General features: G+C 27.0%; 15 protein-coding genes. 14 read left to right on the top strand and 1 reads right to left on the bottom strand.

Annotated features, from left to right (window positions below):
• The first annotated feature begins 96 nt into the window (after positions 1-96).
• The 5 genes from NSA50_RS09645 (at position 97) to NSA50_RS09625 (ending at position 4,953) form a co-directional block, all read left to right on the top strand.
• On the top strand, positions 97-630 hold the full coding sequence (locus NSA50_RS09645; protein ID WP_257444723.1) for an acyltransferase: 534 nt from the start codon (positions 97-99) through the stop codon (positions 628-630).
• Between the two features lie 30 nt (positions 631-660).
• Complete coding sequence (locus NSA50_RS09640) at positions 661-1,776, top strand: glycosyltransferase (RefSeq protein ID WP_257444721.1); 1,116 nt, start codon at positions 661-663, stop codon at positions 1,774-1,776.
• Positions 1,777-1,804: 28 nt separating this feature from the next.
• The gene (locus NSA50_RS09635) at positions 1,805-2,908 is read left to right on the top strand and encodes a glycosyltransferase (protein WP_257444719.1); all 1,104 of its coding nucleotides are present in this window, start codon (positions 1,805-1,807) and stop codon (positions 2,906-2,908) included.
• Between the two features lie 77 nt (positions 2,909-2,985).
• Positions 2,986-4,233: a sensor histidine kinase gene (locus NSA50_RS09630; protein ID WP_257444716.1), complete on the top strand. Its 1,248-nt coding sequence runs from the start codon at positions 2,986-2,988 to the stop codon at positions 4,231-4,233.
• A 12-nt stretch (positions 4,234-4,245) separates the two neighbouring features.
• Positions 4,246-4,953, top strand: a complete 708-nt coding sequence (locus tag NSA50_RS09625) for a LytR/AlgR family response regulator transcription factor (RefSeq protein WP_257444715.1) — start codon at positions 4,246-4,248, stop codon at positions 4,951-4,953.
• Positions 4,954-5,265: 312 nt separating this feature from the next.
• Here NSA50_RS09625 and secA read toward each other — a convergent pair whose 3' ends face one another.
• Entirely contained in the window at positions 5,266-7,623 is a 2,358-nt protein-coding gene (gene secA, locus NSA50_RS09620) for a preprotein translocase subunit SecA (protein WP_257444713.1), read from the bottom strand.
• Positions 7,624-7,846: 223 nt separating this feature from the next.
• Here secA and NSA50_RS09615 point away from each other — a divergent pair, with 223 nt between their 5' ends.
• From NSA50_RS09615 to NSA50_RS09575, 9 genes are all read left to right on the top strand, one after another.
• Positions 7,847-8,491 carry a hypothetical protein gene (locus tag NSA50_RS09615; RefSeq protein ID WP_257444711.1) on the top strand — a complete coding sequence of 215 codons (645 nt, stop codon included), beginning with the start codon at positions 7,847-7,849 and terminating at the stop codon, positions 8,489-8,491.
• Between the two features lie 23 nt (positions 8,492-8,514).
• Positions 8,515-9,267, top strand: coding sequence for a hypothetical protein (locus NSA50_RS09610; protein ID WP_257444709.1), 753 nt, complete (start codon positions 8,515-8,517; stop codon positions 9,265-9,267).
• 59 nt (positions 9,268-9,326) lie between these two features.
• The gene (locus NSA50_RS09605; RefSeq protein ID WP_257444707.1) at positions 9,327-10,292 is read left to right on the top strand and encodes an SDR family oxidoreductase; all 966 of its coding nucleotides are present in this window, start codon (positions 9,327-9,329) and stop codon (positions 10,290-10,292) included.
• Positions 10,293-10,430: 138 nt separating this feature from the next.
• Positions 10,431-11,465: a rod shape-determining protein gene (mreB, locus tag NSA50_RS09600; RefSeq protein WP_257444705.1), complete on the top strand. Its 1,035-nt coding sequence runs from the start codon at positions 10,431-10,433 to the stop codon at positions 11,463-11,465.
• A 47-nt stretch (positions 11,466-11,512) separates the two neighbouring features.
• Complete coding sequence (locus NSA50_RS09595) at positions 11,513-12,217, top strand: LytR/AlgR family response regulator transcription factor (protein ID WP_257444703.1); 705 nt, start codon at positions 11,513-11,515, stop codon at positions 12,215-12,217.
• A 1,047-nt stretch (positions 12,218-13,264) separates the two neighbouring features.
• Positions 13,265-16,462 carry an immunoglobulin-like domain-containing protein gene (locus NSA50_RS09590; RefSeq protein ID WP_257444701.1) on the top strand — a complete coding sequence of 1,066 codons (3,198 nt, stop codon included), beginning with the start codon at positions 13,265-13,267 and terminating at the stop codon, positions 16,460-16,462.
• A 230-nt stretch (positions 16,463-16,692) separates the two neighbouring features.
• Complete coding sequence (locus NSA50_RS09585) at positions 16,693-21,795, top strand: M60 family metallopeptidase (protein WP_257444699.1); 5,103 nt, start codon at positions 16,693-16,695, stop codon at positions 21,793-21,795.
• A gap of 24 nt (positions 21,796-21,819) precedes the next feature.
• Entirely contained in the window at positions 21,820-22,737 is a 918-nt protein-coding gene (locus NSA50_RS09580) for a membrane-attack complex/perforin family protein (protein ID WP_257444697.1), read from the top strand.
• A gap of 225 nt (positions 22,738-22,962) precedes the next feature.
• Positions 22,963-25,449, top strand: a complete 2,487-nt coding sequence (locus tag NSA50_RS09575) for a DUF5011 domain-containing protein (RefSeq protein WP_257444695.1) — start codon at positions 22,963-22,965, stop codon at positions 25,447-25,449.
• Positions 25,450-25,458: the final 9 nt, after the last annotated feature.

The following is a 25,458-nucleotide window of genomic DNA, read 5'->3' as shown; positions in this document are numbered from 1 at the left end:
ATATAGTTAACTTTATAGCAGTTGTAATTAGTATATTTAGTATTATTATATATTGATGATAAAGAAAAGAACATATGGTTAGAGGAGATGCAGAAATTGGAGAAAATAAAAAAGATAGTTAATATTTTAATTAAAATAAGGCGATGGTGTGCTTTAAAAAAGATGAAATTTGCTATAGTAATTTGTAGGGTAAAGGGTGTTCAAATTGGTGAAAGATGTAGATTTACAGGAATACCAGATGTGGGAAGTGAACCTTATCTAATAAAGCTTGGTAACGATGTTATATTAACAGATGGCATAAAATTTTTAACTCACGATGGAGGTATTAGAGTTTTTACTGGGGAAAAAAATTTTTCGCATGTAAATAAACTAGGGAAAATAGAGATTAAGGATAATTCTTTTATTGGAGCAAATTCAATATTATTGCCTAATATAGAAATTGGTCCTAATTCAATAGTCGGAGCTGGATCAGTTGTTACAAAATCTATTCCACCTAATACAGTGTATGCAGGCAATCCAGCTAAATTTATATGTACTTTGGAAGAATATATAGAGAAATGCAACTTAAATACTATAGATATTGATGTAAAAGATAAAGAAAAGATAAAGAATTATTTTTGGAATGAATAAAGAAGAACATTATAAATGGGGATGATAATAATGAAAATATTAGATATAGCATCTACTGATATAGGTGCATATAGATTATTAAAAAATAGAGTGAAATTAGTAAATCAATTAGAAGAATTTGATAATATAATTTTATGTCCCGACGGAAAATGGAGAAGTATGATAGAAAAGGAGGGAATTAGAACAGTAGAGTATAAATTTACTAGAGGAATAAGTTTATTAAATATAATAAAAGAAATAAAGTTGCTAATGAATATATTGAAAAAAGAAAAACCTGATATAGTTCATTCTCATAATTCAAAGAGTGGGGCTATCGCTAGAATTGCAGTAAAATTAGTTAATATAAATTGTAAAAATAAAATAAAGTGTATTCATCAAGTACATGGTTATCATTTTACTTTATATAGTGATATACGAAGAATAATATATATATCAATTGAATTTGTACTATCACAATGGACAGATTTACTATTGTTCCAGAATAGATATGAATACGAATTAGCGAAAAAATATAAAATGGATAAAAGAGCTAAATTAGAGTATATTGGGAATGGCATTGATTTAGATGAAATAGAAAATATAGAGAATATTTCATATAAAGAGAGTAATAAATGTCAATTAGTTTGTGTTGCTAGAATTGAGCCTGTAAAAAATCATATAATGTTAGTAAAGGCTATAAATGTTTTAATAAATAAATATAATGTGAAGAATTTAGAAGTTATTTGTGTAGGAGAAGGACATGATGATGAAGTGATTAAATATATAGAAGAGAATAAATTAGATAAATATATTAAATTTACAGGTGTTTCGACTAAAGAAGAAGTTTTAAGAATAATAAAAAAATCGAAACTTTTAATATTAACATCTAAGAAAGAAGGTAAGCCACGAGCTATAATGGAAGCAATGAGTTTAGGCGTGCCTTGCATTGGAACAAGAGTTATTGGAACAAGTGAAACTATTTTGGATGATGAAACAGGGTATCTAGTAACCTTAGATGACCATTGTGAGTTAGCATTAAAAATAAATAAATTGATAAATGATGATGAATTATATAATAAATTTTCATATAATTCAAGAGAATATTCTAAAAAGATGTTTGATGAAAAAGTTATTGTACAAAAGATTATAGATATTTATAGATCTTGACTCTAATGTAGAACAAGGGGGAGTTGATATGAAAAAGGTTATTTTTTTTATAACAGGATTAGACATAGGAGGAGCAGAAATACAGGTATATAGAATATGTAAGTATATTGATAAAAGTGATTTAGATATAAAACTTATTTCATTAACTGATAATGGTAAAATAGGGCAAATGCTTAAACAAGAAAATATAGAAGTATTTTGTTTTAATATAAAAAAGAATAAAATTAAAGGAATAATAAATATATTTAGATTTGTAAGAAAAGAGAACCCAGATGTAGTTATAGGTTTTTTATTTCATGCAATTATTATAAGTAGAGTGATTGGTTGGTTAAACTCTGTACCTAATATTATCTCATCAATTAGGAGCTTTAATACAGGTGGGGTTTTTCGTGAAACTTTATTAAAGATAACAGATTATATGTCAAATACGACTATAGTAAATAGTTATATAGTTTATGATGAAGTGTTGAGTAAGAGGATAGTTAAAAAAGAAAAATTAAAGGTCATTAGAAATGCGATAGATACGGAGCACTTTAAATTTAACAAAGAGTATAGACATACATGGAGAAAAAAAATTAATGTGGATAATAATACATTTGTTTGGATGGCTGTGGGAAGATTAGTATATGAAAAAGACTATATTACTATGATTAAAGCGTTTAAAAAAGTTTTGGAGCAAGATGAGAATGTTATTCTTTATATTGTAGGTGATGGTTATATGAAGAATGAAATAAATGACTTAATAGCTAAATATGGGTTAAGTAATAATATAATAATAAATAATAAAAGTGAAGAAATAAATAAATTATTGTGTGCATGTGATGGAGTAGTATTAACATCAAGATGGGAAGGTATTCCAAATATTATAATAGAAGCAATTGCTTTAAATAGAATAGTTGTTGCAACTAATGTAGGAGGAGTATCTGAAGTTATTAAAAATGAAAACTTTTTAGTTGAAAGTGAGAATGTAGATAGTGTAGTTAAAGGAATGATAGAGGCAAAAAAAGAATGGGAAGTTTTAGGCGGAGAAGAGTTTGGTTTAAAATCAAGGAAGAGAATTGAAGAAGATTATGATGTGAGAAATATAGTAGTTAAATGGAAAGAAGTTATTAATGCAGATTATAAAAAATAAATATTTTAAAGTTAGGAGTGAGAAAAATAATGAATATAAGGTTTATAATTATGGAGCTACTATATAATGTTTTTGAGATGGCAAGCATTTTTTTCTTTCTTAATAGACTTACTTTAAAAAAAGAAAGAAATACGATTTATGTTATATTATATTTTATATTCATATATTTACTTCTAGCCTATATAACCTTTGTTAAGATACCTATATTTTATCAAATGATTTTTGTTTTAGTAGAAGTAATAATTTATTTAATTCTTTTTAGAAAAGGTCAATTATTATTTAAAATATTTTGTGGAGTATTTATTAATACAATGCTGACATCTATATATTTTTCTACAGAATTATTGGTAGCTTTGATTAAAAATACTTATATGGTTAAAACGTTTGCTATAACTGATGACTTTAGAATACTGGTATTGATTATATCTAATACCATTAAAATGAGTTTATTTTTTATAATATCTAGGAATAGAAAAATGAATTATATTCCAAATAAGATATTAAAAAATCTTATTATACTGTGTATTTCAACATGTTTAATAATTAATTTAGGTTTCGTTAATATCGAATTTATTGAGGAAGATTTATTTAATATATTAGTATATTCAGTTATTAGTATTACAATAAGTTTAATAATAATAAAACTTTATTTTATTAGCTTAGATGAATATGGTGAAAAGCTAAATATAGAAAATAAGCTAAATATAAATAGTAATTTATATAATTATAGAGTTGAAGTTGATAAAGTTAATAGTGAAATGAGAAAAATTAAGCATGATTATAGAAATCATATACAAGTAATTTATACTCTTTTTAAAATGAATCAACTAAATAAAGCTAATGAGTACATTGAGTATATAAGTGATAAATTTGATATAATTCCAAAAACTTCATATACTGATAATGAAGTAATTGATGCAATTATTTTTAATAAGGAATATATATGTAATCAGAAAAAAATAAATATAGATATAGAATCATGTAGAATAAAAGAAATAGCGATAGAAGATTATGATATTTGTACATTATTAGGAAACTTATTAGATAATGCAATTGAGGCTAGTATGTATTTAGAAGAGAAAAATAGGCAAATTAATGTAATAATATCTAATGTAAAAGGATGCTTGTGTATAAGGGTAAGTAATAATACCACAAATAATTATAAAGTTAAAAATGGGAGGTTTATTTCTATAAAAAAAGAAAAGGGGCATGGTATTGGTATTTCGCAAATTGAACATGTTGTAAATAAGTATTCTGGAAACATTTTTATAGGGGTTGAAAATAATAAATTTACAACTGATATTGTATTAGTGAATAATGTATAAGGAGTGAGAATTATGTTTAAAATTGCAGTTTGTGATGATCAAAAGATTTATCATTCATTAATTAACCAATATATATTAAAATGGGCTAAAGAAATAGAAGATAAGGTAGAAATAACTAACTTCTATTCTGCTGAAGAGTTTATATTTTATTGGAAAGAGGAAGTAGAATATGATTTAGTAATTTTAGATATAGAATTGAAAGGAATGTCTGGATTAGATTTAGCATTTCATATAAGAAAAATAGATAAAGATATAAATATTATATTTTTTACAGGATATAGTGAGTTTGTTTTTGAAGGGTATGATGTAAATGCAATTAATTACCTTTTAAAACCTATAAATGAAGAAAAGTTAATTAAATCATTAAATATTGCAAATGAATTTCGAAAAGCAAGTAGGTCTTCAGATGAGGTGATAGTATTTAAGTCAGGAAAAGATTTGCTTAAGATAAAATTGAATGATATAAAATATTTTATAATGTTTTCTCACTATTTAGATGTAGTAACTATAAATGGAACATTCAAATGGAAAAAAAAGATAAGCGACTTAGAAAAAGAATTTAAAGATAAAGATTTTATAAGGTGTCATAGATCGTACATAGTAAATAAAAGATACATAACAAAAGTCAATAAAGATTCTATTATTTTATTTGAGAATATATCAATACCAATAAGTATTAGTAGAATGAAAGAGGTAAAAAAAGCTTTATTAGAATTCTAAAATAGTAAATAATTTTAGAATAAAGTTGTATTTTTATAAAGGATACAACAAAAAAAGTTATTAAACTAAAAAAGATGATTTCTATATTGTTAGAGGTCATCTTTTTTGGTTTTTTACTTTAATTAGAAGATGGGGTCTTTAAGTAGTTTATTTGATAAATTTTATTTTACTATTGCACTATTTATCTAAGATAGTAAATATTATAAAAATACCTACAAACAAAATACTTTTTTAGTGTCCTGTTTATAGGTAAAATTTTAGAATATGATATATTTAATTTTAGTATAATTTTTAGATAGTTTGAATATAAGATTAATAGGTTAAAGAAAAAATATTTTTTATTATATCCTCTTTAGCGAAATTAAGCATATCAATAAATAAAGTTGAACCTTTAAGTTTATATGAACATAGAGGGTCTTCTTGTTTTAAATAAGATAATGCAGCGTTTTGTTTTAATAATTGCATGTTATTTAAATGTTCTATCCAATTTTTATCTAATGAATTTAAGAAAATATTTTTTTGAACTTCATAAAATCTGTCTATTTCAAAATTTGATTTTAAATTAGAATAAGAATTATTAACTAAATCCATAATTATATTCAATAATTCTTTATTTTCTAGAGTATTTAAATTTGGAAAAGAATCATCATTTATAAAAATATTTATAGATGATAAATATTCTTTTATAAGTTCATAGGTTTTGGAAATATCACTTGTAGATTGAAAATAATCTATAAATTTCGTTGAAATAATATTTTCAATTATATCCAATAACGAACTTTCAAGCTCACTGTTAGTATAAGATAAAATAATGTCTCTTTGTTTATAAATAAATTCTCTTTGATAATTAGTTACTTGCTCAAATAAATTAAGATTTTTTCGAATGTCATAATTATCACTTTCTAGTTTAGTTTGAATTTGATTTACTAATCCATATAATTTATTATCATAGTCATTAATAGGTAATTCAGAAAATAGATGACTTCTTGTTTTTATTATATCAAGCTTAGGATTATCAGATAGTTTTATAATATCATCATCTAAAGAAATAATAAATACAGATTCACCCACATCACCTTGTCTGCCAGCTCTTCCCCTAAGCTGGTCATCTATTCTTTTAGATTCATGACGTGTAGTACCAATTACTTTAAGTCCACCAGCTCGTATGGAATCTTTTGAAAGCTTTATATCAGTACCCCTTCCAGCCATATTAGTGGATATAGTAATGCTACCTAACTCACCAGCTTTAGAAATTATTTCAGCTTCTTTTTTATCATTCTTAGCATTTAAAACATTATGAGAAATGCCGAGGTTAGATAATAAATTAGATAATTCTAAAGTATCTTTAATTGAATGAGTACCAATTAAAACAGGTTGCTTTTTTTTATGAGATAAATCTATTTCTTTTAATATTCCATAGAGTTTATTTTTATGAGTGCTATATATAATATCCTTTCGATCTAACCTTTTAATTGGATTATGTGTTGGAACAACAATAACATCAAGACTATAAATATCTTTAAATTCCTTTTGAGATGTAAATGCAGTTCCGCTCATTCCAGAAAGTTTTTTATACATATTAAAGAAACTTTGGTACGTAATTGTAGCAAGTATATCAGATATACTAGATATATTTACGTTTTCTTTCGCTTCTAGTGCTTGATGAAGCCCATCAGAAAATTCTCTACCATCTAAAATTCTACCAGTAGAAGAATCAATAATTAAAATTTTATTGTCAGACACAATATAATCTATATCTTTTTCTAATAAAAAATTTGCTCTTAGACTTTGATTGATGAGATGATGAATATTATGATTATCTAACTCAGAATAATCATTCAAATCATAAAAAATCTCAGCTTTATTAATTCCAGCATTTGTGAGTGTTATTGATTTCTGAGAATAATCTATTGATATATCATCATCCACAATTAATGATTTTACAAATTCATTTGCTTTTATATATTCTGAAATGTTATCAGGGTTTTCATTTAGTTTTGAGATAATAAGAGGAGTTTTAGCATCATCAATTAATATAGAATCGATTTCGTCAACAAGGGCAAAAGAATGTCCACGTTGAACTTTATCATTTATGTTTTTAACTAAATTATCTCTTAAATAATCAAAAGCAAACTCACTGTGAGTACCATATGTAATATCAGAATTATATGCATGAAGTTTTTCATCTTTAGTTGCTGAGTGTCCAGATAACAGATAAGAAACAGATACACCTAAATATTCAAATAAAGGTCTAGCAAACTCACAATCTCTTTGTGCAAGATATTCATTACTGGTTATAATATGAACTCCGTTTCCTGTTAATGAATTTAAATATAAAGGTAAAGTAGCAGTTAAAGTTTTACCTTCGCCTGTTTTTATTTCTGCAACTCTTCCCTGATGAAGAAGAATACCACCTAATAGTTGTTCAACAAAATGAGACATTCCCAGAGTTCTTTCTGAAGCTTCCTTAACTAAAGCAAAAGCTTCAGGGAGTATTGAGTCTAGAGATTCACCAGATTTTAATTTATCTTTAAACTCAGAGGTTTTATTTTTGAAGTCATCATCGACAAAATTTTTATATTGTTTTTGATAGTAATATATTTTAGGAATAAGATAAGAAATTTGTTTTAATTCTCTATCATTATAAGATTTAAATATTTTTTTTATCATATATAACTCAAGCCTTTCATATAAATTGATTTACATAAATAAAATAATATAAATAAATATTAGAAATATGGGTTTTACGTATAATACAATATTTTTTACGTATTTATTAATAGTAATAAGTTTTAATAAGTATAATTTTAATTGTAATTGAAAAATGATTATTAAAATTATTCAAAAGACATAAGGGATATAAAGTTTTATAATATTTTAAGGAGGGATCTTTTTGAAAAAAAAGGATATATTTGATGTATCTATGATAGGTGGCTTCAATAAAGTAGAGGTAATAAAATATATGGATGAAATACATAAGGAAAAGGAAGACTTATTAAAGGAGCTATACAAGGAAAAAGAAACAGGAAAATTTTTATTAAATGAAAAAACAGAAGAAAAAGCTAAGTATGTGACAAAGCAAAATTTATTGAAAAACAAGCAAAAGGATATAACTATCGAGAGATTAAATGTAGATGAGTTGCAAAATAAAATAAAGAGAATAAGAGAAAAAAGAGATAATTTGAAGAATAAAGTTAAAGAGAGAAACGATCTAGATAGTAATCATAAAAATAGTGAGGATGCAGAGCGTTTGTTATCAGAAACAAAAAAAATGGCAACTTTTATAATTGATGAAGCAAAGAAAAAATCTGAAATGAGAATACAAAAGGTAAGCTTTGAATGCGAAAAGATTAAAAAAGAAGCACATAAAAAAGTTGATAAAATTAATCAGGATTTACAGAAGTTTATTGAAGAGAAAAAATATAAAGCAACAAGTATAAAAAGTAAATACAACGTATGTAATAGTGAATTAATAAAATGTTTGGAATCGATAGAAAATTCTATAAGTAATATTAGTGGCGATAGAGAGATAAAATAGAGGGGTTTTAAGGAGTAGAGAAAATGATAAGTAAAGATATGTTTGAAACAGTTGTTGTTGGGGGATTTAATAAATTAGAAGTTATAAAATATATTGAAGTAGCAAATTCAGAAAAAGAATCAGTAATAAAGAAGTTATATGAAGAGAAAGAAAATAATAAAAAACTTTTAGATGACATAAATGAGGTTGTAAACAAATCTTCAGAAGTAGAAGAAGAAATCAATAAAAATGAAATAGAATTACAAGAACTTCAAAAAAAAGTAAGTTTATTTATGAAAGAAGAGGAAGAAATACTTGAAGAGATAAGCTTATTAGAAGCAAAAGTATCTACTAGTAATAATAATCATAATGATATGATTTATTCTACAAGTGAAGATGTAGGGAAAATAATAATAGAGGCTAATGTTATTGCAGACAAGATGAATGAAGAATGTGATTTAAAAACACAAAGCATGCTCCAAAATGCAATGATAGAAGCTAATGATATGATTGAAAATGAAGAGGAAAAAGCAGAGGAAATAAAATTTAATATAAATGAAAACTTGTCTACAATACGATTATTGGCTGATGAGATAAAAGATGAATATGACAGAATGAATCTATATTTTAAATCTGTATTTGAAAATGGATTAAAAGCAATTGATGAGATTATAGAATTTAAAACAGATAAAGTAGATGATTCCATAGAGGAAATAGTGAAAGAGCCATTAGAACTTATTGAACTTCAACATAATGAATTAGTAGAAAAACAAGCTGAACTTATTAATATTATATAACTAAGAGTATTAAGAAGCATTATTTGATTATAAAATTAATAACCTAGGAGGAGAATGAAGTGAAGAGTGAAAAAGATATAGTATTTTTAGTTACTGGAGGAGCTGGATTTATAGGGTCAAATTTATGTAAAGAGTTATTATCAAGAGGTTATAAAGTAAAGTGTTTAGACAATTTTTCTACTGGAAAAAAGGAAAATATAGTTGAGCTAATGGAGAATCCTAACTTTGAACTTTTTATAGGTGATATTAGAGATTTTAATATATGCGATAAGACTTCTAATAATGTTGATTATATACTGCACCAAGCGGCTATGGGATCAGTTCCAAGAAGCATTAAAGAACCTTGCATATATGAAGAAGTAAATATAAGAGGTACATTAAACATATTTGAAGCTGCAAGGAAAAATAATGTTAAAAGAGTTATTTTTGCTTCATCATCATCAGTATATGGAGATGTAAAAAAGTTACCACAAAAAGAAGGTGAAGAGGGACAAGTTATATCTCCATATGCACTTACAAAAAAAGTTACGGAAGAATATGGAGACTTATATAATAGAATTTATGGATTAGAGACAATAGGGCTTAGATACTTTAATGTTTATGGGAAAAAACAAAGTCCAGATGGGGAGTATGCAGCAGTAATACCGAAATTTATAGTTGCACTTTTAACAGGAGAAAAAGCAAGAATTAATGGTGATGGGCTTCAGTCTAGAGATTTTACTTATATTGATGATGTAGTTGAAGCTAATATTAAAGCATGTTTTGCTTCAAAATATGCAGTAGGAAAAGTTTATAACATATCAGGAGGTGGAAGAGAACAAATTATTGATGTTTATGAAAAAATAAAAAAATGCTTAGGGATAGACAGGGAACCAGAGTTTTTTGAAACGAGAGCTGGAGATATAAAAAATTCAAATGCTAATATCGAAAAAGCTAAAATAATGTTAGGGTATACTCCTAAGTATGATTTTGAAGAAGGAATAAAACTTACAATTAATTGGTACAAGGAAGTATTGAATAAATAGACCTTTATAGAGAGATTATAATATAAGAATGGTTAAATATGCTTCATTAAGTTGATAGGTACATTTTAGCTATTATCAAAATAGATAATTATATTTATAAGTAAAAATAAGTGTACTATGAAATTATGAGGTGAAAGTATGAAGTTCATCAAAAGAAAAATTGAATTAGGAATAGATATGGGAACAGACACTATATTAATATATGAAAAAGGTAAAGGGATAATTCTGAAAGAGTCTTCCGTAATAGCTATAAATGTACTCACAAATAAAGTATTAGCATTTGGAGAAGAGGCTAAAAAGATGTTGGGAAAAACGTCTAAATATATAAAAATTATAAAGCCAATAACCAATGGGGTAATTTCAGATTATGACTGTGCAGAAAAGTTATTGAATGAGTTACTAAAAGGAATTATATTAGGTAGAAAACTAGTAATAAAAAATGTAGTAATGTCTATACCGTCCAATGCAACAGAATTAGAAAAGATGGCTATGATCGAGGTAGCAAAAGTTTCGGGAGCTAAAAACATATTATTAGTTGAAAAAACATTAGCAGCAGCAATAGGATGTGGAATTAATATTTCAGAATGTAAGGGAAGTATGATAATAGATATTGGTGCAGGAATGACGGAAATAGCTATTATTTCTTTAGGTGGTAGTGTTATTAAAACTAATATAAAATATTCTGGAGAAATTATAGATAGAGAAATAATTAAATACATAAAAGATAAATATGAAGTTATAATAAGTTTAGCACAAGCTGATGAGTTAAAAAGAAAGATAGGAAGTGTTGGAAAAGAAAGTAAAGAGATGAAGGAAACTATAACGGTAATGTGTTTAAAAAAGCTATTACCAATTAAGATAGAAATAAAATCTAGTGATATTAGGGAAATAATAGAAAAGAATATATTTAGTATCATAGATGAAATTAGAAATATAGTATCTAATATTACACCAGAACTTAGAAGAGACATTTTAGAAAATGGAATAACTATAACTGGTGGAGGAGCACTTATAGCTGGAATAGGTGATTTCATTCAAGAAGAAATTGGAATTAAAATTTATATTCCCGATAACTCATTAGAATCTGTATGTGAAGGAACAGGAAAAATTCTTTCAATGTTAGATAAAATAGATATAGATAAAGATATAAATGAAATTTCTGTTTTGATATAGTTTAAAAATTTAGAAAGATAATTTTGATAGTACTGATAGGTGATTATATGTATAAAATTGCAGTTTGCGACGATGAAATATTACATCATGAATTAATAAGTAACCTTCTTAACATATGGAGAGCTAAGAAAGATGAGAATATTGAAATAGTATATTATCAGTCAGCAGAGGAATTTTTATTTTACTGGGAAGAAGGCATAGAATTAAATATTGTTCTTATAGATATAAAAATGAGACAAATGTCAGGGATTGAGCTAGCTAAGAGAATAAGAAGTAGGGATAAAGTAATAGATATAGTTTTTTGTACAGCGGATAGTAGCTTTGTATTTGAAGGATATGAAGTGAAAGCTATGGATTATCTATTAAAACCTCTTAATTATAAAAGGTTAGAAAATATTATGGATAAATCATATAATAAATATAAGGACTTAAAAGAAGAGGAGTATTTAGTTATGGACTCCAAAAAGAAAAAATTAAAAATAAACATAAATGAAATAAAATATTTTATAATGTTTTCACATTATATAGATGTGGTAACTCTAAATCAAACAATAAAGTGGAAAAAAAAGATTAGTGAACTTGAAGAAGAGTTAAAAGATAAAAGATTTGTTAGATGCCATAGATCTTATATAGTAAATATGGACTATGTAAAAATAGTAAAGAAAAGTAGTTTGGTTTTAGAGGATAATACAGTTATTCCTATAAGTATAAGTAGGTTAGATTCAGTTCGAAATAATATGTTGATTTGTTGAAAATATTAAAGATAATAAAAATACATAAATTAGTAAGCATAAAGCTATATGTTATAGATTATTAGAAGTAAGTTAACTTAGAAGATGATTTCTATATTGTTTAGGAATCATCTTTTTTGTTTTAAATTTACAAAAAAATCCTTTGGTATATTATCTTAATAGTTTATAGGAGAAAAATTGAATTTTTTTATTGCCTGAAAAGTGTGATATAAATAATATTTTATGGAATTAGTTTTTTGATTTTTTAGAGAAATTAAGCTAATATTAAATATATATAAATAGTATCTTAAAGAAATTATTCAGAGAACTATTAGGGTAAAATTATGAGATTTTTTATTTTATAATTGTGGAGAATTATATTAAGTATGTCAAGTATGGGAGGTGCGAATATATATGAATGATGATAGATACGCGGAGTTGGAAAAGAGGATTATAGCTCTTGAGAAAATGGTAAAAGAGCAAAAAGGGTTAATAGAAAAATTAACGTCGCTAATAATAAAGATGTTTGATTAAATTAATAATTATAGTAATTTAAATAACGAAAATAAATTTACAAAATATAATTACAAAAAGCATTTTCTCAAATTTAAGAAAATGCTTTTTGTTTAGAATCTGAAGATTATTATATTATAAGTTTTTTTATGCAATGAATTAAATATACGAATAGATTTATTTTTATAGTACTAATGTTAATAAGACTATAACGGAAAGCTTGAAAAATATAAATTTACCTAAGCCATAATTATAATAAATTTAGTAATATATAATAATTAAATTTTATGGTATTTAAAATAATATTATCTAAAAATATTTAGAAAAATATATTATTTAATTTAAATTATTTATTAAAAAATAATATATATTTTCATTAAAGATATGCTTTGATTTTGAAAATAGATTATGAATAGATTTTAAGAAAAAAAACAGCTATTTAACGAAAAATATGGAAAATAGAATTGATTAGTAAGTATAATGAATTTAATGGTTTAACTATAAAAGTTGGACTCAATTAAAGTGAAACTAATTTAAAATTGGGAGGTAAAAATAATGAATAAAAGAAAAGTAGCAGCTATGTTAGCTGGAATGTCGGCAGTTGGAATAGTTAGTAATGCAACTACTACTGCGCATGCAACTGAACTTGATAGTTCAATGAGAAGTATGCAAGGGATTTATGAGCACACTTCTAATGGAAGTGTTACTATGAGTAAAAGGTTTTATGAGTATACTGAGTCTTATATTTGTAAAAATACGAGTACTGGTAATGAGTGGATTAGTTTGGGAAATTCGGATGATGAGAATAATCGTATTAGGTTTACAGGAGCAGTATCTAGAGAGATGTATGACGGTACAGTGAGCCTTTATCTTGTAGAAGATGGATATATTAAGAAATCTGGAAATACTGTAAAAAGTAGATATGTTGATAAGTGGATTAATTTAGGAAATCAGACATATTACGTAGATAAGGACACTAGCTATGAATATGTATGGCATTCAACAGGGTATAAGAAAATAGATGGTAAGCTGTATTATTTTAATGAGATGAGGCAAAGTCTAGATTATGCTACTTTATATAAGACACCTGGTTGGGTAGATAACTTAGGAGGAATAACTGGGAGATTTTATGCTTACTCATCAGGTGAACTTGCAACAGGTACAAAGATTATAAATGGAGTAAGATATGAATTTGATAATTATGGGCGTCTTCAAACTAGAACTATAACATTAAATGTTCCAAGTGCTAATGTAACTATAAATGAAGGACAAGCTTATGATGTTATGACTGGTGTTGCTTCTACAGATACAGCTGGTAGAAATGCAAACAATAAAATTACTACTAACTTAAATGGTTTTAACCCTGATAATCCTAAACCAGGAACATATACTATTGAATACACATTATCAGAAGCAGGACAAACAAAAACAGCAAGAAGAACAATTGTTGTTACACGTTTAGTTGATACAGAAAAACCAGTAATTAATGCACCAGCTATATCAGTGGTTAGGGGAACAGCAGATTTTGACTTAAAGCAAGGTGTAACTATAAGTGATAATGTAGATTCACAAGCTGATTTATTAGGAAAATTAGTTGTTGATAAAGGTAATTTTGATATAAATCAAGCTGGAACATATCAAGTAACATATAAGGTTACAGATTCAGCTGGAAATGAGTCAGATACTGTAACTAGAACAATTACAGTAACACCAAAAACTACAGCTAAGCCAACTATATCAGGGGCTAATGCAGTATCAATAGTACAAGGTACATCATTTAATTCAAAGTCAGGGGTAACAGCTACTTCAGCTGAAAATGAAGATTTAACTTCAAAAATTACTGTTAGTGGAACTGTTAATACAAATACTCCTGGAACTTATGAATTAACATATACAGTAACGGATAGAGACAATAATACAACAACAGTTAAAAGAGTTGTAACAGTAACTGCAAAACCAGCAGCAAATACTCTACCAACAATAAATGTTAAGATGGAACACGAAATATTTGTAGGAGATAAATTTGATCCGTTAGCGATAGCAACAGCTACAGATAAAGAAGATGGAGATGTAACTTCAAAATTAAAAGTAATTACAAATAAAGTAAATGTAAATAAACCAGGGAAATATGATGTTAAGTATGAAGTAATAGATAGTGCTGGTGGAAGAAGAACAAAAGTAATAACTGTAATAGTTAAAGAAAGACTTGTTACAAGTAAGAAACCTGTAATAAGCTTCCCAGAAACTACAGTAATTCAAACAGGTTCAACTTTTGATCCGTTAGCAGGTGTAACAGCTAAGGATTATAAAGGAAATAATATAACTTTAACAAAAGCAAATGTAGCATGGAATAAAGTAAATACAAATAATGCTGGAGAATACCAAGTTAAATATACAGTAACAGATTCAGAAGGAAATAATAAGATTGTTTATAGAACTGTAAAAGTTGAAGGACAAGCTACAGTTAAACCACCAGTAACAAGTAAGAAACCTGTAATAAGCTTCCCAGAAACTACAGTAATTCAAACAGGTTCAACTTTTGATCCGTTAGCAGGTGTAACAGCTAAGGATTATAAAGGAAATAATATAACTTTAACAAAAGCAAATGTAGCATGGAATAAAGTAAATACAAATAATGCTGGAGAATACCAAGTTAAATATACAGTAACAGATTCAGAAGGAAATAATAAGATTGTTTATAGAACTGTAAAAGTTGAAGGACAAGCTACAGTTAAACCACCAGTAACAAGTAAAAAGCCAGTAATAAACTTCCCACAAACTGAATTACAAGTTGGAGATACATTTGATCCGTTAGCAGGTGTAACAGCTACAGATTACAAGGGACAAGATATTAAATTAACTTCATCAAATGTAGAATGGAACAAGGTAAATACAAAGACAGCAGGAACATATCAAGTTAAATATAAAGTAACAGATTCAGAAGGAAATTATAAAATTGCTTACAGAGATGTAGTTGTAAAAGGCTTTACAGGACTAAAGGGTGATGCATCTGTAAGTGCAGTAGTTATGAATAATAATACAAATGAAATTACTGTTAGAGGACAAGTTGATAATTTAACTAGTATAGTAAATGGTACTGAAAGTGATGTATCAACTATAGATAGTAGAGTTAAATACTATTTAGTAGCAAAAGATGCTAATGGAAAAGAAGTATTTAAAAACTATATGGTAAGAGTTAGTAATAATGGATCTTATTCAGGATTTAAAACTAATTTATCTTTAGATGAGTTAGAAAAGATTCAAGATTCAGTAACATTAAGCTTAGTAGTTGAAACGTTAAATACTTCTGGAGAGCTTGAATTAGGAGCAACAGGTTTAAATATAGTTGGAGAAGTTCAAGATACTGCAAATAATGCTAAATATACTTCAACTGTAGAAAATGGAAAATTAAAAATAACTAAATCTCAAATAACAAGAACCTCAACTAATGAAGAAACTGTAACTAATAATGAAGAAAATAAGGTTACAGAAGAAACTAAAGTTGATTCAAATATAGATAATTCAATAGAAAATAATGAAGTTAATAAGGTTGAAGAAATTGTAGTAGAAGAAACTATAGTTGAAGAAACTGTAGTAGAAGAAATTACTACAGAAAATAAGGGTGAAGCTTCAGATGAAAAAGTTGATTCTTCTAATATACAAAATGAAGAATTAACAGAAGATAGCAATATTAAAACTTCAGAAGAAGTTAAAGAGAATATCGATATAAATGAAGTTTTAGAACAAAACTAATTATTAAAAATAATAAAGCTTGAAAAACTTATATGTAAAACATCATTAAGTAATGTGCTTTATAAAATTTAAATAAGATGTATATCAAATTAGAATATATATAATTATGGTAGGAGGAAAATAAATATATCTATTTTCCTCCTACTTATGATTAAATATATTAGGATATGGAAGGTATATCTTAAAAGAAAGTTTTTAGTTAATATAAATAGCGATTGGAGGAATAATTAGTGAAAAGAAAGGCTTTAGCTATTTTAATTGCAACTATGATGGTAACTGAAACATCATTAGCTCAAGTACTACCTGTTTATGCTACAACAAGAAATAGTCAAATAGATAGTAATGTCAAAGGAAAAGGAACACTAGAAGTAAGGTTAAAGTTTGATGTACCACTAAAATTTAGGAAAACAGAAGAAAATAGACTTTATTTAAGTTTAAAATCAGGTAAGGAAGAAATATTAAAAATTCCTGTATTTAATAATGAAGAAAAAGTTAATGCTGGAGAAATTTCATATAGAACAGTAGCTTTAAATGATTTATTAAAGGAAACTTATGATAATGATGTTTATTATTACAATACATTAATTGAGAATCTACCTCAAGGAAAATATACTTTAGAGGTTAATGGAGAAGGCTTTGCACCAATAGTATTAGAAGATAAAATTGAAATAGATAATTACTCTAAAAGAGTTTATATAGGTAATGATAGAGCTATAGCTTTAATTTCAGACTTAGATGGAGATGGTTTTACAACAGAAAAAGATTATCAGCTTCTTTTAGAGAATATAGGAACGAATAACCTATTATATGATTTAAATAGAGATAATGTAGTTGATATTGCTGATTTAGCAATTGTTCATAATAATTTAAATGGAGATAATGAAGCTAAAAAAGATAGTATTTATGATACAAAAGCAATAGTTAATTCAGATAAAGTAACAGTCATTGAAGACAAAAAGATTGGAACAATATCTGGAGAGGTAAAGGACCTTTTTAATGATTCAGAAAAAGGTATTACAATTGAACCAAGTAATATTCCAGAATTAGATGAAAATGGAGAAGAATTAATTGGAAGATTTATTATTGAAGTTCCTGAAATAAAGGCTGAAGAAGTAGTAGTTGATCTTAAAGGGATTACAGATGGCTCTATATTAGTAGAAACTGTAGATGGTGAAATTATTACATATAAGCTTAATGATAGTGCAAGACTTGCTAAAGCAGTTGAAAACAATATAGCAGATAGAGTAGTTATTAATTTAGAAAAGCAAGTGGCTGTAAAGAGGATTACTATAAAGGTTAATTCGGTAGATCCAACTAATAATAATTTAGTTCAAATAGGAAAGGTTGAATTTCTAAATGATGTTTATCAAGAAATTCCTACTGCTGAAAATACTGCACCTACAATTTTAGAGGTTGAAACTGATGATAGTAAGATTAAAGTAAAATGGTCAGAGCAAGCAAATATTGATGGATATGAAGTATCATATAAGAGCTTAACTGGAAAGGATACTTCAGAGAAGTTAACTAAAGTCGGAGCAAATTCTATAGAATTATCGAATCTTGAAAATTTTGAAGAGTATGAAATAAAGGTAAGAAGCTATAGTGGAGAAACTTGGAAGGGAAATTGGTCAGAAACTATAAAGGCGACACCTGCACCAAAGAAAGCACCAGATGCTCCAGAAGATATAAATGTAGTAGAGGATTATAGACAACTTAAAATATCTTGGAAGAATATGAAGGGAGCAGAAGGGTATAATCTATTCTATAGAGTTAAAGGAGAAAGTGATTTTAATAAAGTAGCTAATATATCAGGAGCTTCTTATGTTTTAACTGGACTTCTGGATAATGCTACATATGAAATTTATTTAACTTCATATAATAGTTTTGGTGAAAGTTTAAATTCAAAAACATATACAGGCACTACACTTTCTTTATTAGCTCCAGAAATACCAAATTATAAGCTTCTAAACACAGTTAATAAATTGGGAGAAGTTACAAATCATATTATAGATGTAACATATCCTAGAGGTGGAATAGATGGAGAAGAAGTAACTGATGAAAATAAATTTGCAATAGTTGATGGAGATTTTATATCTTCTTGGGTTCATAATGATTGGGATACTTCAATGTATAGCAAATCAGGTCCAATAGTTGAATTTGATAATGTTTATGAGATGGATACTATAATGTTTTCACCTAGATTTGATAAGCATAATAGAGAGTTTTATAATTATGTAATTAGATATTGGGATGCTGAAGGGAATGTTCATCAAATAGAAAATTCAGATATAAAGTCAGCGAAGAAAGTAAGTAATGGAAAGCCATATTATACAGTTAAATTACCAGAAGCTATTAATGCTAAAAAGATTCAATTAAATTTAAGTGTATATGGTGGAGGAATAGTAACACTTTCAGAAGTTAAATTCTATCATTATGATTCTATTGAGCATGATATAAGAAATTTATTTAAAGATGATTTATTAATAGAATTACAAGATAACGTAACTCAAGATAAAATTAACGAATTAAGAGAAAGGGTAAATACTGCTGATGCAGTAAGTGGAGAGTATCATCCAAATCAAAGTAGTCTTTTAAATGAGCTTAAGCTTGCAGAAGATATATTAAATGATAAAAATATAAGTAAAGCTACATTTACACTTAATCAAAATATAAATAATAGTGGTAATAATCTAGGGCTTTCAAATGATTATCAAGCCTTAGGCTATACAGCAAAAGCTGGGGATGAAATTGTGGTTTATGTAGGTACTGAAGGTAATATATTACCTGAACTTGCATTTACTCAGCATTATGGTGAAAGTGGAAAATTCATTAAAACAGTAAAGCTTCAAAAGGGTAAAAATGTAATAGAGGTACCAGAAATACATAATTTAGATGTAGAAAAAGGTGGAGCTATATATGTTAGATATCCAAATGCAAATCCTTCTAATAATGATATAAAAATAAGAGTAAGTGGTGCTAAAGAAATACCACATTTAAATGTATATGAAAATATAAATGATGAGAGCAAAGAAGATGAAATTAAAGAAAAAATTAGAGAATATATAAGAAACTTAAAATCTCATGTAGCTACTATGGATGATGACTATCCAAAGTTATTTACAAATAAGTCAAAGAATAAGTATAGATATGATGAAAGAACAAGTATTATAAATTCTACAGATATAGAAACTACTAAAGCTACTTTAAATTTACCTGCATCAGCTATATTAAATGGAATAACAGCAGGCCTTACAACAGAAGATGAAGAAGTTGATAGACTTTATGATAGTCTTAAAGCTTTAGAGCAAATAATGGAATTAGTATATGCACAAAGAGGCGTAAGTGAAAATCCTGATTATAATAATGATGGAACACTTGATGCAACAGAGAAGAAACATTTACAACCAAGAACAAGAGTGAATATAAAATATCAAAGAATGTTTGCAGGTGCCTTTATGTATGCATCTAGCCACCATGTTGGAATAGAATTTGATTCTGCAGCGGGCTTAGTAAATGGAAAACCTTATGTTTTAAATGCAGATGGTACTGTTAAAGAAGCTGGCTCATTATTTGGCTGGGGAATTGCTCATGAAATAGGTCACGTAACTGAAATGAATGGCTTAGTTAAAGCAGAGGTAACTAATAATATTATAGCATTACTTGCTCAAACCTTAGATGATACAGCTAAATCAAGATTAGAATTATCAGATAAGTATAAAGAAATATATGAAAAGGTAACTTCTGAAACTATAGGTTTACCTGGAAATGTATTTACAGAACTAGGAATGTTCTGGCAATTACATTTAGCATATGATGAGAATAAAACATCAGTAATGCTTCTTACAGATAGAGATAGTGATTTAACTAATGATTCTTTCTATGCAAAAATGTCTCGAAGAGCAAGAGAAGCTTCAGCAGAGGATTCTAAATTATCTTATGAGCAAAAGATTGTTAGATATGCATCTGATGTAGCTGGAAAAGATTTAACTGATTTCTTTAGAGCATGGGGAATAATTCCTTCTGATGAAAATATAGCTTATATGGCTGAAAAGGGATATGAAAAAGAAATAAGAAATATTCAATATCTTAATGATGAAGCAAGAAGACAAAAGCTTGCAGGAACTGCTCCTATGTCAAAGGATACAAAGGTACAAGCATCATTATCATATGATGATAGTAATAAAGCAAAGAGTGTAGAATTAACACTTGGAACTAACAAGGATTCAGATAAAATATTAGGATATGAAATTTATAGAAATGGAAAAGTAATAGGTTTTACTACTGATTCTAATTTCACAGATTATGTTTCACTAAATAATAGAGTATTAACTTATGAAGTTGTAGCTTATGATTATTACTTAAATAAAACAGAAAAGTTAAGCTTAGATTCAATAAAGATATCTCATGATGGAAGCTTAACTAAGAAGGCATGGGAAGTTGAAACTAATACTTCATCAAATGAAGATATTAATGATGAAAATAACACAACAGGCCCAGTAGATAATCCATCTATAAATAGAATTAAAGATAATGATATATCTACAATATTTAAAGGTGATAAAGAGAATGGCCAAGATCCTCATATAATTGTAAATTTAAATGAAGTTCAAAATATAGTTGGATTAAGATATACAGCAGGGGTTGAATCTGGAGAATTATCTAATAATTCAATTACAAATTATGAAGTATACGTAAGTAAGGATAAGGAAAATTGGACATTAGCCAATATTGGTAGATTTAATTTAAGTTCAGAGAATAATTCTGAAACTGTATACTTTAATAAAGAAGATTCTATAGGTGGAAAACAATTATGGTCATATGAAGCATCATATGTGAAGATAGTTGCACCAAAGGCAAATGGAATATCAATAGCAGAAATTGATATAATTGCACCACCAGGAGATAATGTTGATCTTAAGGAAACTGGTATAGGGATACTTTCTGAAGAGTTTGTTTATGGAAAAAATGATGGGGATGTTATTCCAATGGGTTCAGTTGTATTTACTGGAGAATATAGAGGAAACCCAGCATTTAATGCAGTACTTTTAAGAGACAAAAATGATAATGTAATTGAAGGGGAACAAATTCTTCTAGCAGAAACTCCTGAAAATGGTCATCTTGGAGAAATAAGCAGTGGTACATGGATATTTTATTTAACTCCAGATAAGTTATCTACACTACCAAAGCAAATAAGAGCTGAATTATATAGAGTAAATAATGCTGAAACTTTAGAGGGGCAAAGATTAGTAAGTGATACACTATATGTAAATATATCTGATTCATTACCTGAAATAAAATTTGAAGGTGGAATAGTTCCAGAAAATAACAGATAAATAAAGCTTTATAAGGAGGTCACAATGATAAGCATAAAAAAAGTATTTGGAATTTTTATGTTAGCTTTATTGATGTTAGTCATGCCCTATAAGGTAACCTCTGCATCAGTAGAAACTAATATAAAAAGAATTGAAGAGAAAGCAAACACTATAGAAATATCGGTTGATAAAATAAATTATGAAATTAAATCCTTTAGTATTAGTTTAAAGATAAAAGGAGATGTAACTCTTGATACTTTAACATGGAGTGATACTTTAAGTGACCAAAGTATAAAAAAGAATTATAAATATAATGCTTCGGAAAATATAATAGATATCTATATAACTTCAAAGAAGAATTTGGTTGAATATAGTAATCTTAAAGTAGCCTCTATTACAGTTAAAGGAGATGGGGATACTAACTATAGTATAGATAGTAATGGTAAATTTAAATTTATCTATTCTGATAAAAATAAAAGTGCTGAAATGAACAATTTAAAATCAAATAATAGTGATGAATTTAGATTTATAAAGATGAATAATATTCCAGATAATGATAATAGTTCAGAAAAAGAAGAAGATAAATCAGATGGTGAAAGTAACTCAACTAATACTGAAAATAATGGAACTAACAATGAGAATATAGCAAATAATTCTGGCAATAAGCAAGATAAAGATAATAGTTCTAATAAAACAGAAGAAGTAGCAAAAAATGATGGAAGTAATAACTTAGCAAGCAGTGAAAGTGGAGCAACTAATTCTGATAATAATCAATCTAAAGATAATAGTTCTGGTGGTAGTGAAGATAAGTCTGTGGCTGAAAATAATCAAAGTAAAGAGGAAAATTTATTATCTAATCAATCTAAAGCAAAGGGATTTTTATGGGGAAGTATTTTAGTTATTGTAATTATACTTTCAGCTGGAATTGCATTAATATATAACTATAAAAGGAAGAAATCTTAACTAAAGTGAAAATATAAAGAGTTTCTTTGTGAGAAAGTTACATCTATAAATAAAGCTTTGAAGTAGAGTAGAGTTTTTCTGCTCTACTTTTTCTAGTTATAGTTACTTATGAGATTAGAGTTTAGGAATAATTAAATATACTTTAAGAACTAAAGCTACTATTTTTCTTGTGTAGTATTATTATAGAAGAAATTGCTTATAAAATGGAGTGTTAGGAGGAAGCTTATGAGAATAACTAAAAATATCATAATATCAATTTTATGTTTAATAATTTTCAGTTTTAATATGACAGTTAGTGTATTTGCTGAAAATATAGTAATGGATGAAACTATAAAGTCTAATAGTATAGTGTTTGTAACAGAGGGGCAAGGAGGTGAAAGTGCTGGAGATGGATCTATGAATAACCCTTATAGAAATATTAAAACTGCTCTAAAAAATGTAAAGCCAGGAGGAACTATTAAAATTATTGGACTTTTAAATTTTTGGAAATATGAAGAGCATGTAACTTTATTACCAAAACCATTAATTATAAATAAAGAAGTTACTATAGAAGGGATAGATAGTAATTCAGTTTTTAGAACAAGAGCGCCAATTCAATTAGCTGCAAATGTTACTTTTAAAAATATAAAAATGGAGTTTTGGGCATCTAATGAATTAATGCCAGGGGTACCAGATTCAGGGTTACCTGGAGCGCCTGTAGATACAGGAACAGAATTTAGAAGTGGAAGATCTATTTATTTAGCAGGGCATAGCTTAACCTTAGACAATGTAGATACACGTATTAATACTGTTTCTTTTCAAAAAGCTTATAGACCTTATATCAGTGGCGGGGCATTTTTAGGTGAAAACTCTACAGGTAATAATGCAGTGCTTAATGTAATAAATCCTAATGTAGGAACAGAGCTTGCGGGGATATATGCAGGTGATTATTGGGTTGAGAGAGATTATCCAGTAGAACTTAATATTAGAGGAAAAGTTTTGGATACAACTGTTTATACAGGAGGAATAACAAAGCCTTTTAATGGTAATGTTGTAGTTAATATCTATAGTAAAACAGGAGTGGCAGGAATTGATAAGAGTAATCATACTGGTATTGTTGATGTAAATATAAAGGAAAATACAACTGTTATTAATGGAAAGTTTGATGGCGTAAGAAATTTAACTTTGGAAGATGAAGCAGATGTAAGTATTGGAGATAGTAAAGACTTTACAGTAGAAAAGCTAACTATAAACAGTAAAGCATTGTTAGATTTAAGAAAAGTTACTAGAAATGCAATAGTAAATGATGATTTTATTGGGTATACTGGTAATGCTGATAAGGATACTTCATTATTAGGAGCCATATTTTTACATGATAACCAGACTCTTGATGTAGGAGGTGATGTTAAAGGAGTAACTAAATTAAATAGTAAAAATAATATTAACAAAGTCAGATTAAAAGAAAATCATATATATATTAAAGCTAAAGAAAATGCAACTGGTAATTTTATAATAGAGCCAGATAATTCACAATCTGATTATGTATTAGAGAAGGATAGCAATAATTTACAACGAACTACTTGGACAACTATCAGAAATAAAGCTATTTTTAAAGATTTAATGTGGAGTGGGAATATAGATAATACAATTATAGACCCAGGAAATACTTCAGAAGTTACATATCCTATTGAGTATATCAATGAGAAGGATGAAGTATATACACCATTTGGGGAAGATTGGATTGACTTTGCAGCAACGCTTGAAAAGCCTGATGGAACTATATTAGATAGTAATAATAATAATAATAATAATAATAATAATAATTGGGATATGGATTTAGGAGTATATCTAGATGAAACTGGAGCGATAATAGAGATTATTAATACTAGCTTTTCAGGTGAAGTTATATTAACAGTTACTCATAAAAGTGGGAAATCTATTACAAAAAAAATTCAAATAGGTCAAGGTCAAGTAGCTAATACACTTCCAACAATACATGTTAAGTTAAGACATGAGATATATAGTGGAGATAGTTTTGACCCATTATCTATAGCTACAGCTACAGATAATGAAGATGGAGATATAGCTTTAACAGATAAAAATGTAGTTATAAATAAAGTAAATACAAAAAAAGCTGGAGAATATACTGTTAAGTATGAGGTAATAGATAAGAATGGTGGAAGAAGAACAAAGACAATTACTGTTGTAGTTAAAGAGCGTCCTATTACGAATAAGAAACCAGTAATAACCTTCCCAGAAACTACAGTAATTCAAACTGGATCAGTTTTTAATCCATTAGATGGAGTAACAGCTAAGGACTATAAAGGACAAATATTATCATTAACAACATCAAGTATTGCTTGGAATAAAGTAAATACTAATATAGGGGGAGAGTATCAAGTTAAATATATAGTTACAGATTCAGAAGGAAATAGTAAAATTGCTTATAGAACTGTGAAAGTTGAAGGACAAGATATAGTTACACCTCCATTTACAAGTAAAAAGCCAGTGATAACTTTTGAAACTACTGAATTACAAGTTGGAGATGTCTTTAATCCATTAGATGGAGTAACGGCTATAGATTATAAAGGACAAGCTATAATAATGATATCAGCACATATAGCTTGGAATAAGGTAGATACAAGCAAAGTAGGAACATATCAAGTTAAATATAGAGTTGAAGACGCAGAAGGAAATTATAAGATTGCTTATAGAGACGTAATTGTAAAATAAAATTACTAT

The sequence above is a fragment of the Clostridium mucosae genome (assembly GCF_024622765.1).
Classification (GTDB): Bacteria; Bacillota; Clostridia; order Clostridiales; family Clostridiaceae; genus Clostridium.
This window is presented reverse-complemented; position numbering and strand designations above follow the sequence as displayed.

What these genes read in the sequence shown, in the direction of transcription:
- NSA50_RS09575 (WP_257444695.1), top strand. Translation starts at nt 22,963, where the DNA reads ATGAGAATAACTAAAAATATCATAATATCAATTTTATGTTTAATAATT.
- NSA50_RS09635 (WP_257444719.1), top strand. Translation starts at nt 1,805, where the DNA reads ATGAAAAAGGTTATTTTTTTTATAACAGGATTAGACATAGGAGGAGCA.
- NSA50_RS09610 (WP_257444709.1), top strand. Translation starts at nt 8,515, where the DNA reads ATGATAAGTAAAGATATGTTTGAAACAGTTGTTGTTGGGGGATTTAAT.
- mreB (WP_257444705.1), top strand. Translation starts at nt 10,431, where the DNA reads ATGAAGTTCATCAAAAGAAAAATTGAATTAGGAATAGATATGGGAACA.
- NSA50_RS09640 (WP_257444721.1), top strand. Translation starts at nt 661, where the DNA reads ATGAAAATATTAGATATAGCATCTACTGATATAGGTGCATATAGATTA.
- NSA50_RS09595 (WP_257444703.1), top strand. Translation starts at nt 11,513, where the DNA reads ATGTATAAAATTGCAGTTTGCGACGATGAAATATTACATCATGAATTA.
- NSA50_RS09590 (WP_257444701.1), top strand. Translation starts at nt 13,265, where the DNA reads ATGAATAAAAGAAAAGTAGCAGCTATGTTAGCTGGAATGTCGGCAGTT.
- NSA50_RS09580 (WP_257444697.1), top strand. Translation starts at nt 21,820, where the DNA reads ATGATAAGCATAAAAAAAGTATTTGGAATTTTTATGTTAGCTTTATTG.
- NSA50_RS09625 (WP_257444715.1), top strand. Translation starts at nt 4,246, where the DNA reads ATGTTTAAAATTGCAGTTTGTGATGATCAAAAGATTTATCATTCATTA.
- secA (WP_257444713.1), bottom strand. Translation starts at nt 7,623, where the DNA reads ATGATAAAAAAAATATTTAAATCTTATAATGATAGAGAATTAAAACAA.
- NSA50_RS09630 (WP_257444716.1), top strand. Translation starts at nt 2,986, where the DNA reads ATGGCAAGCATTTTTTTCTTTCTTAATAGACTTACTTTAAAAAAAGAA.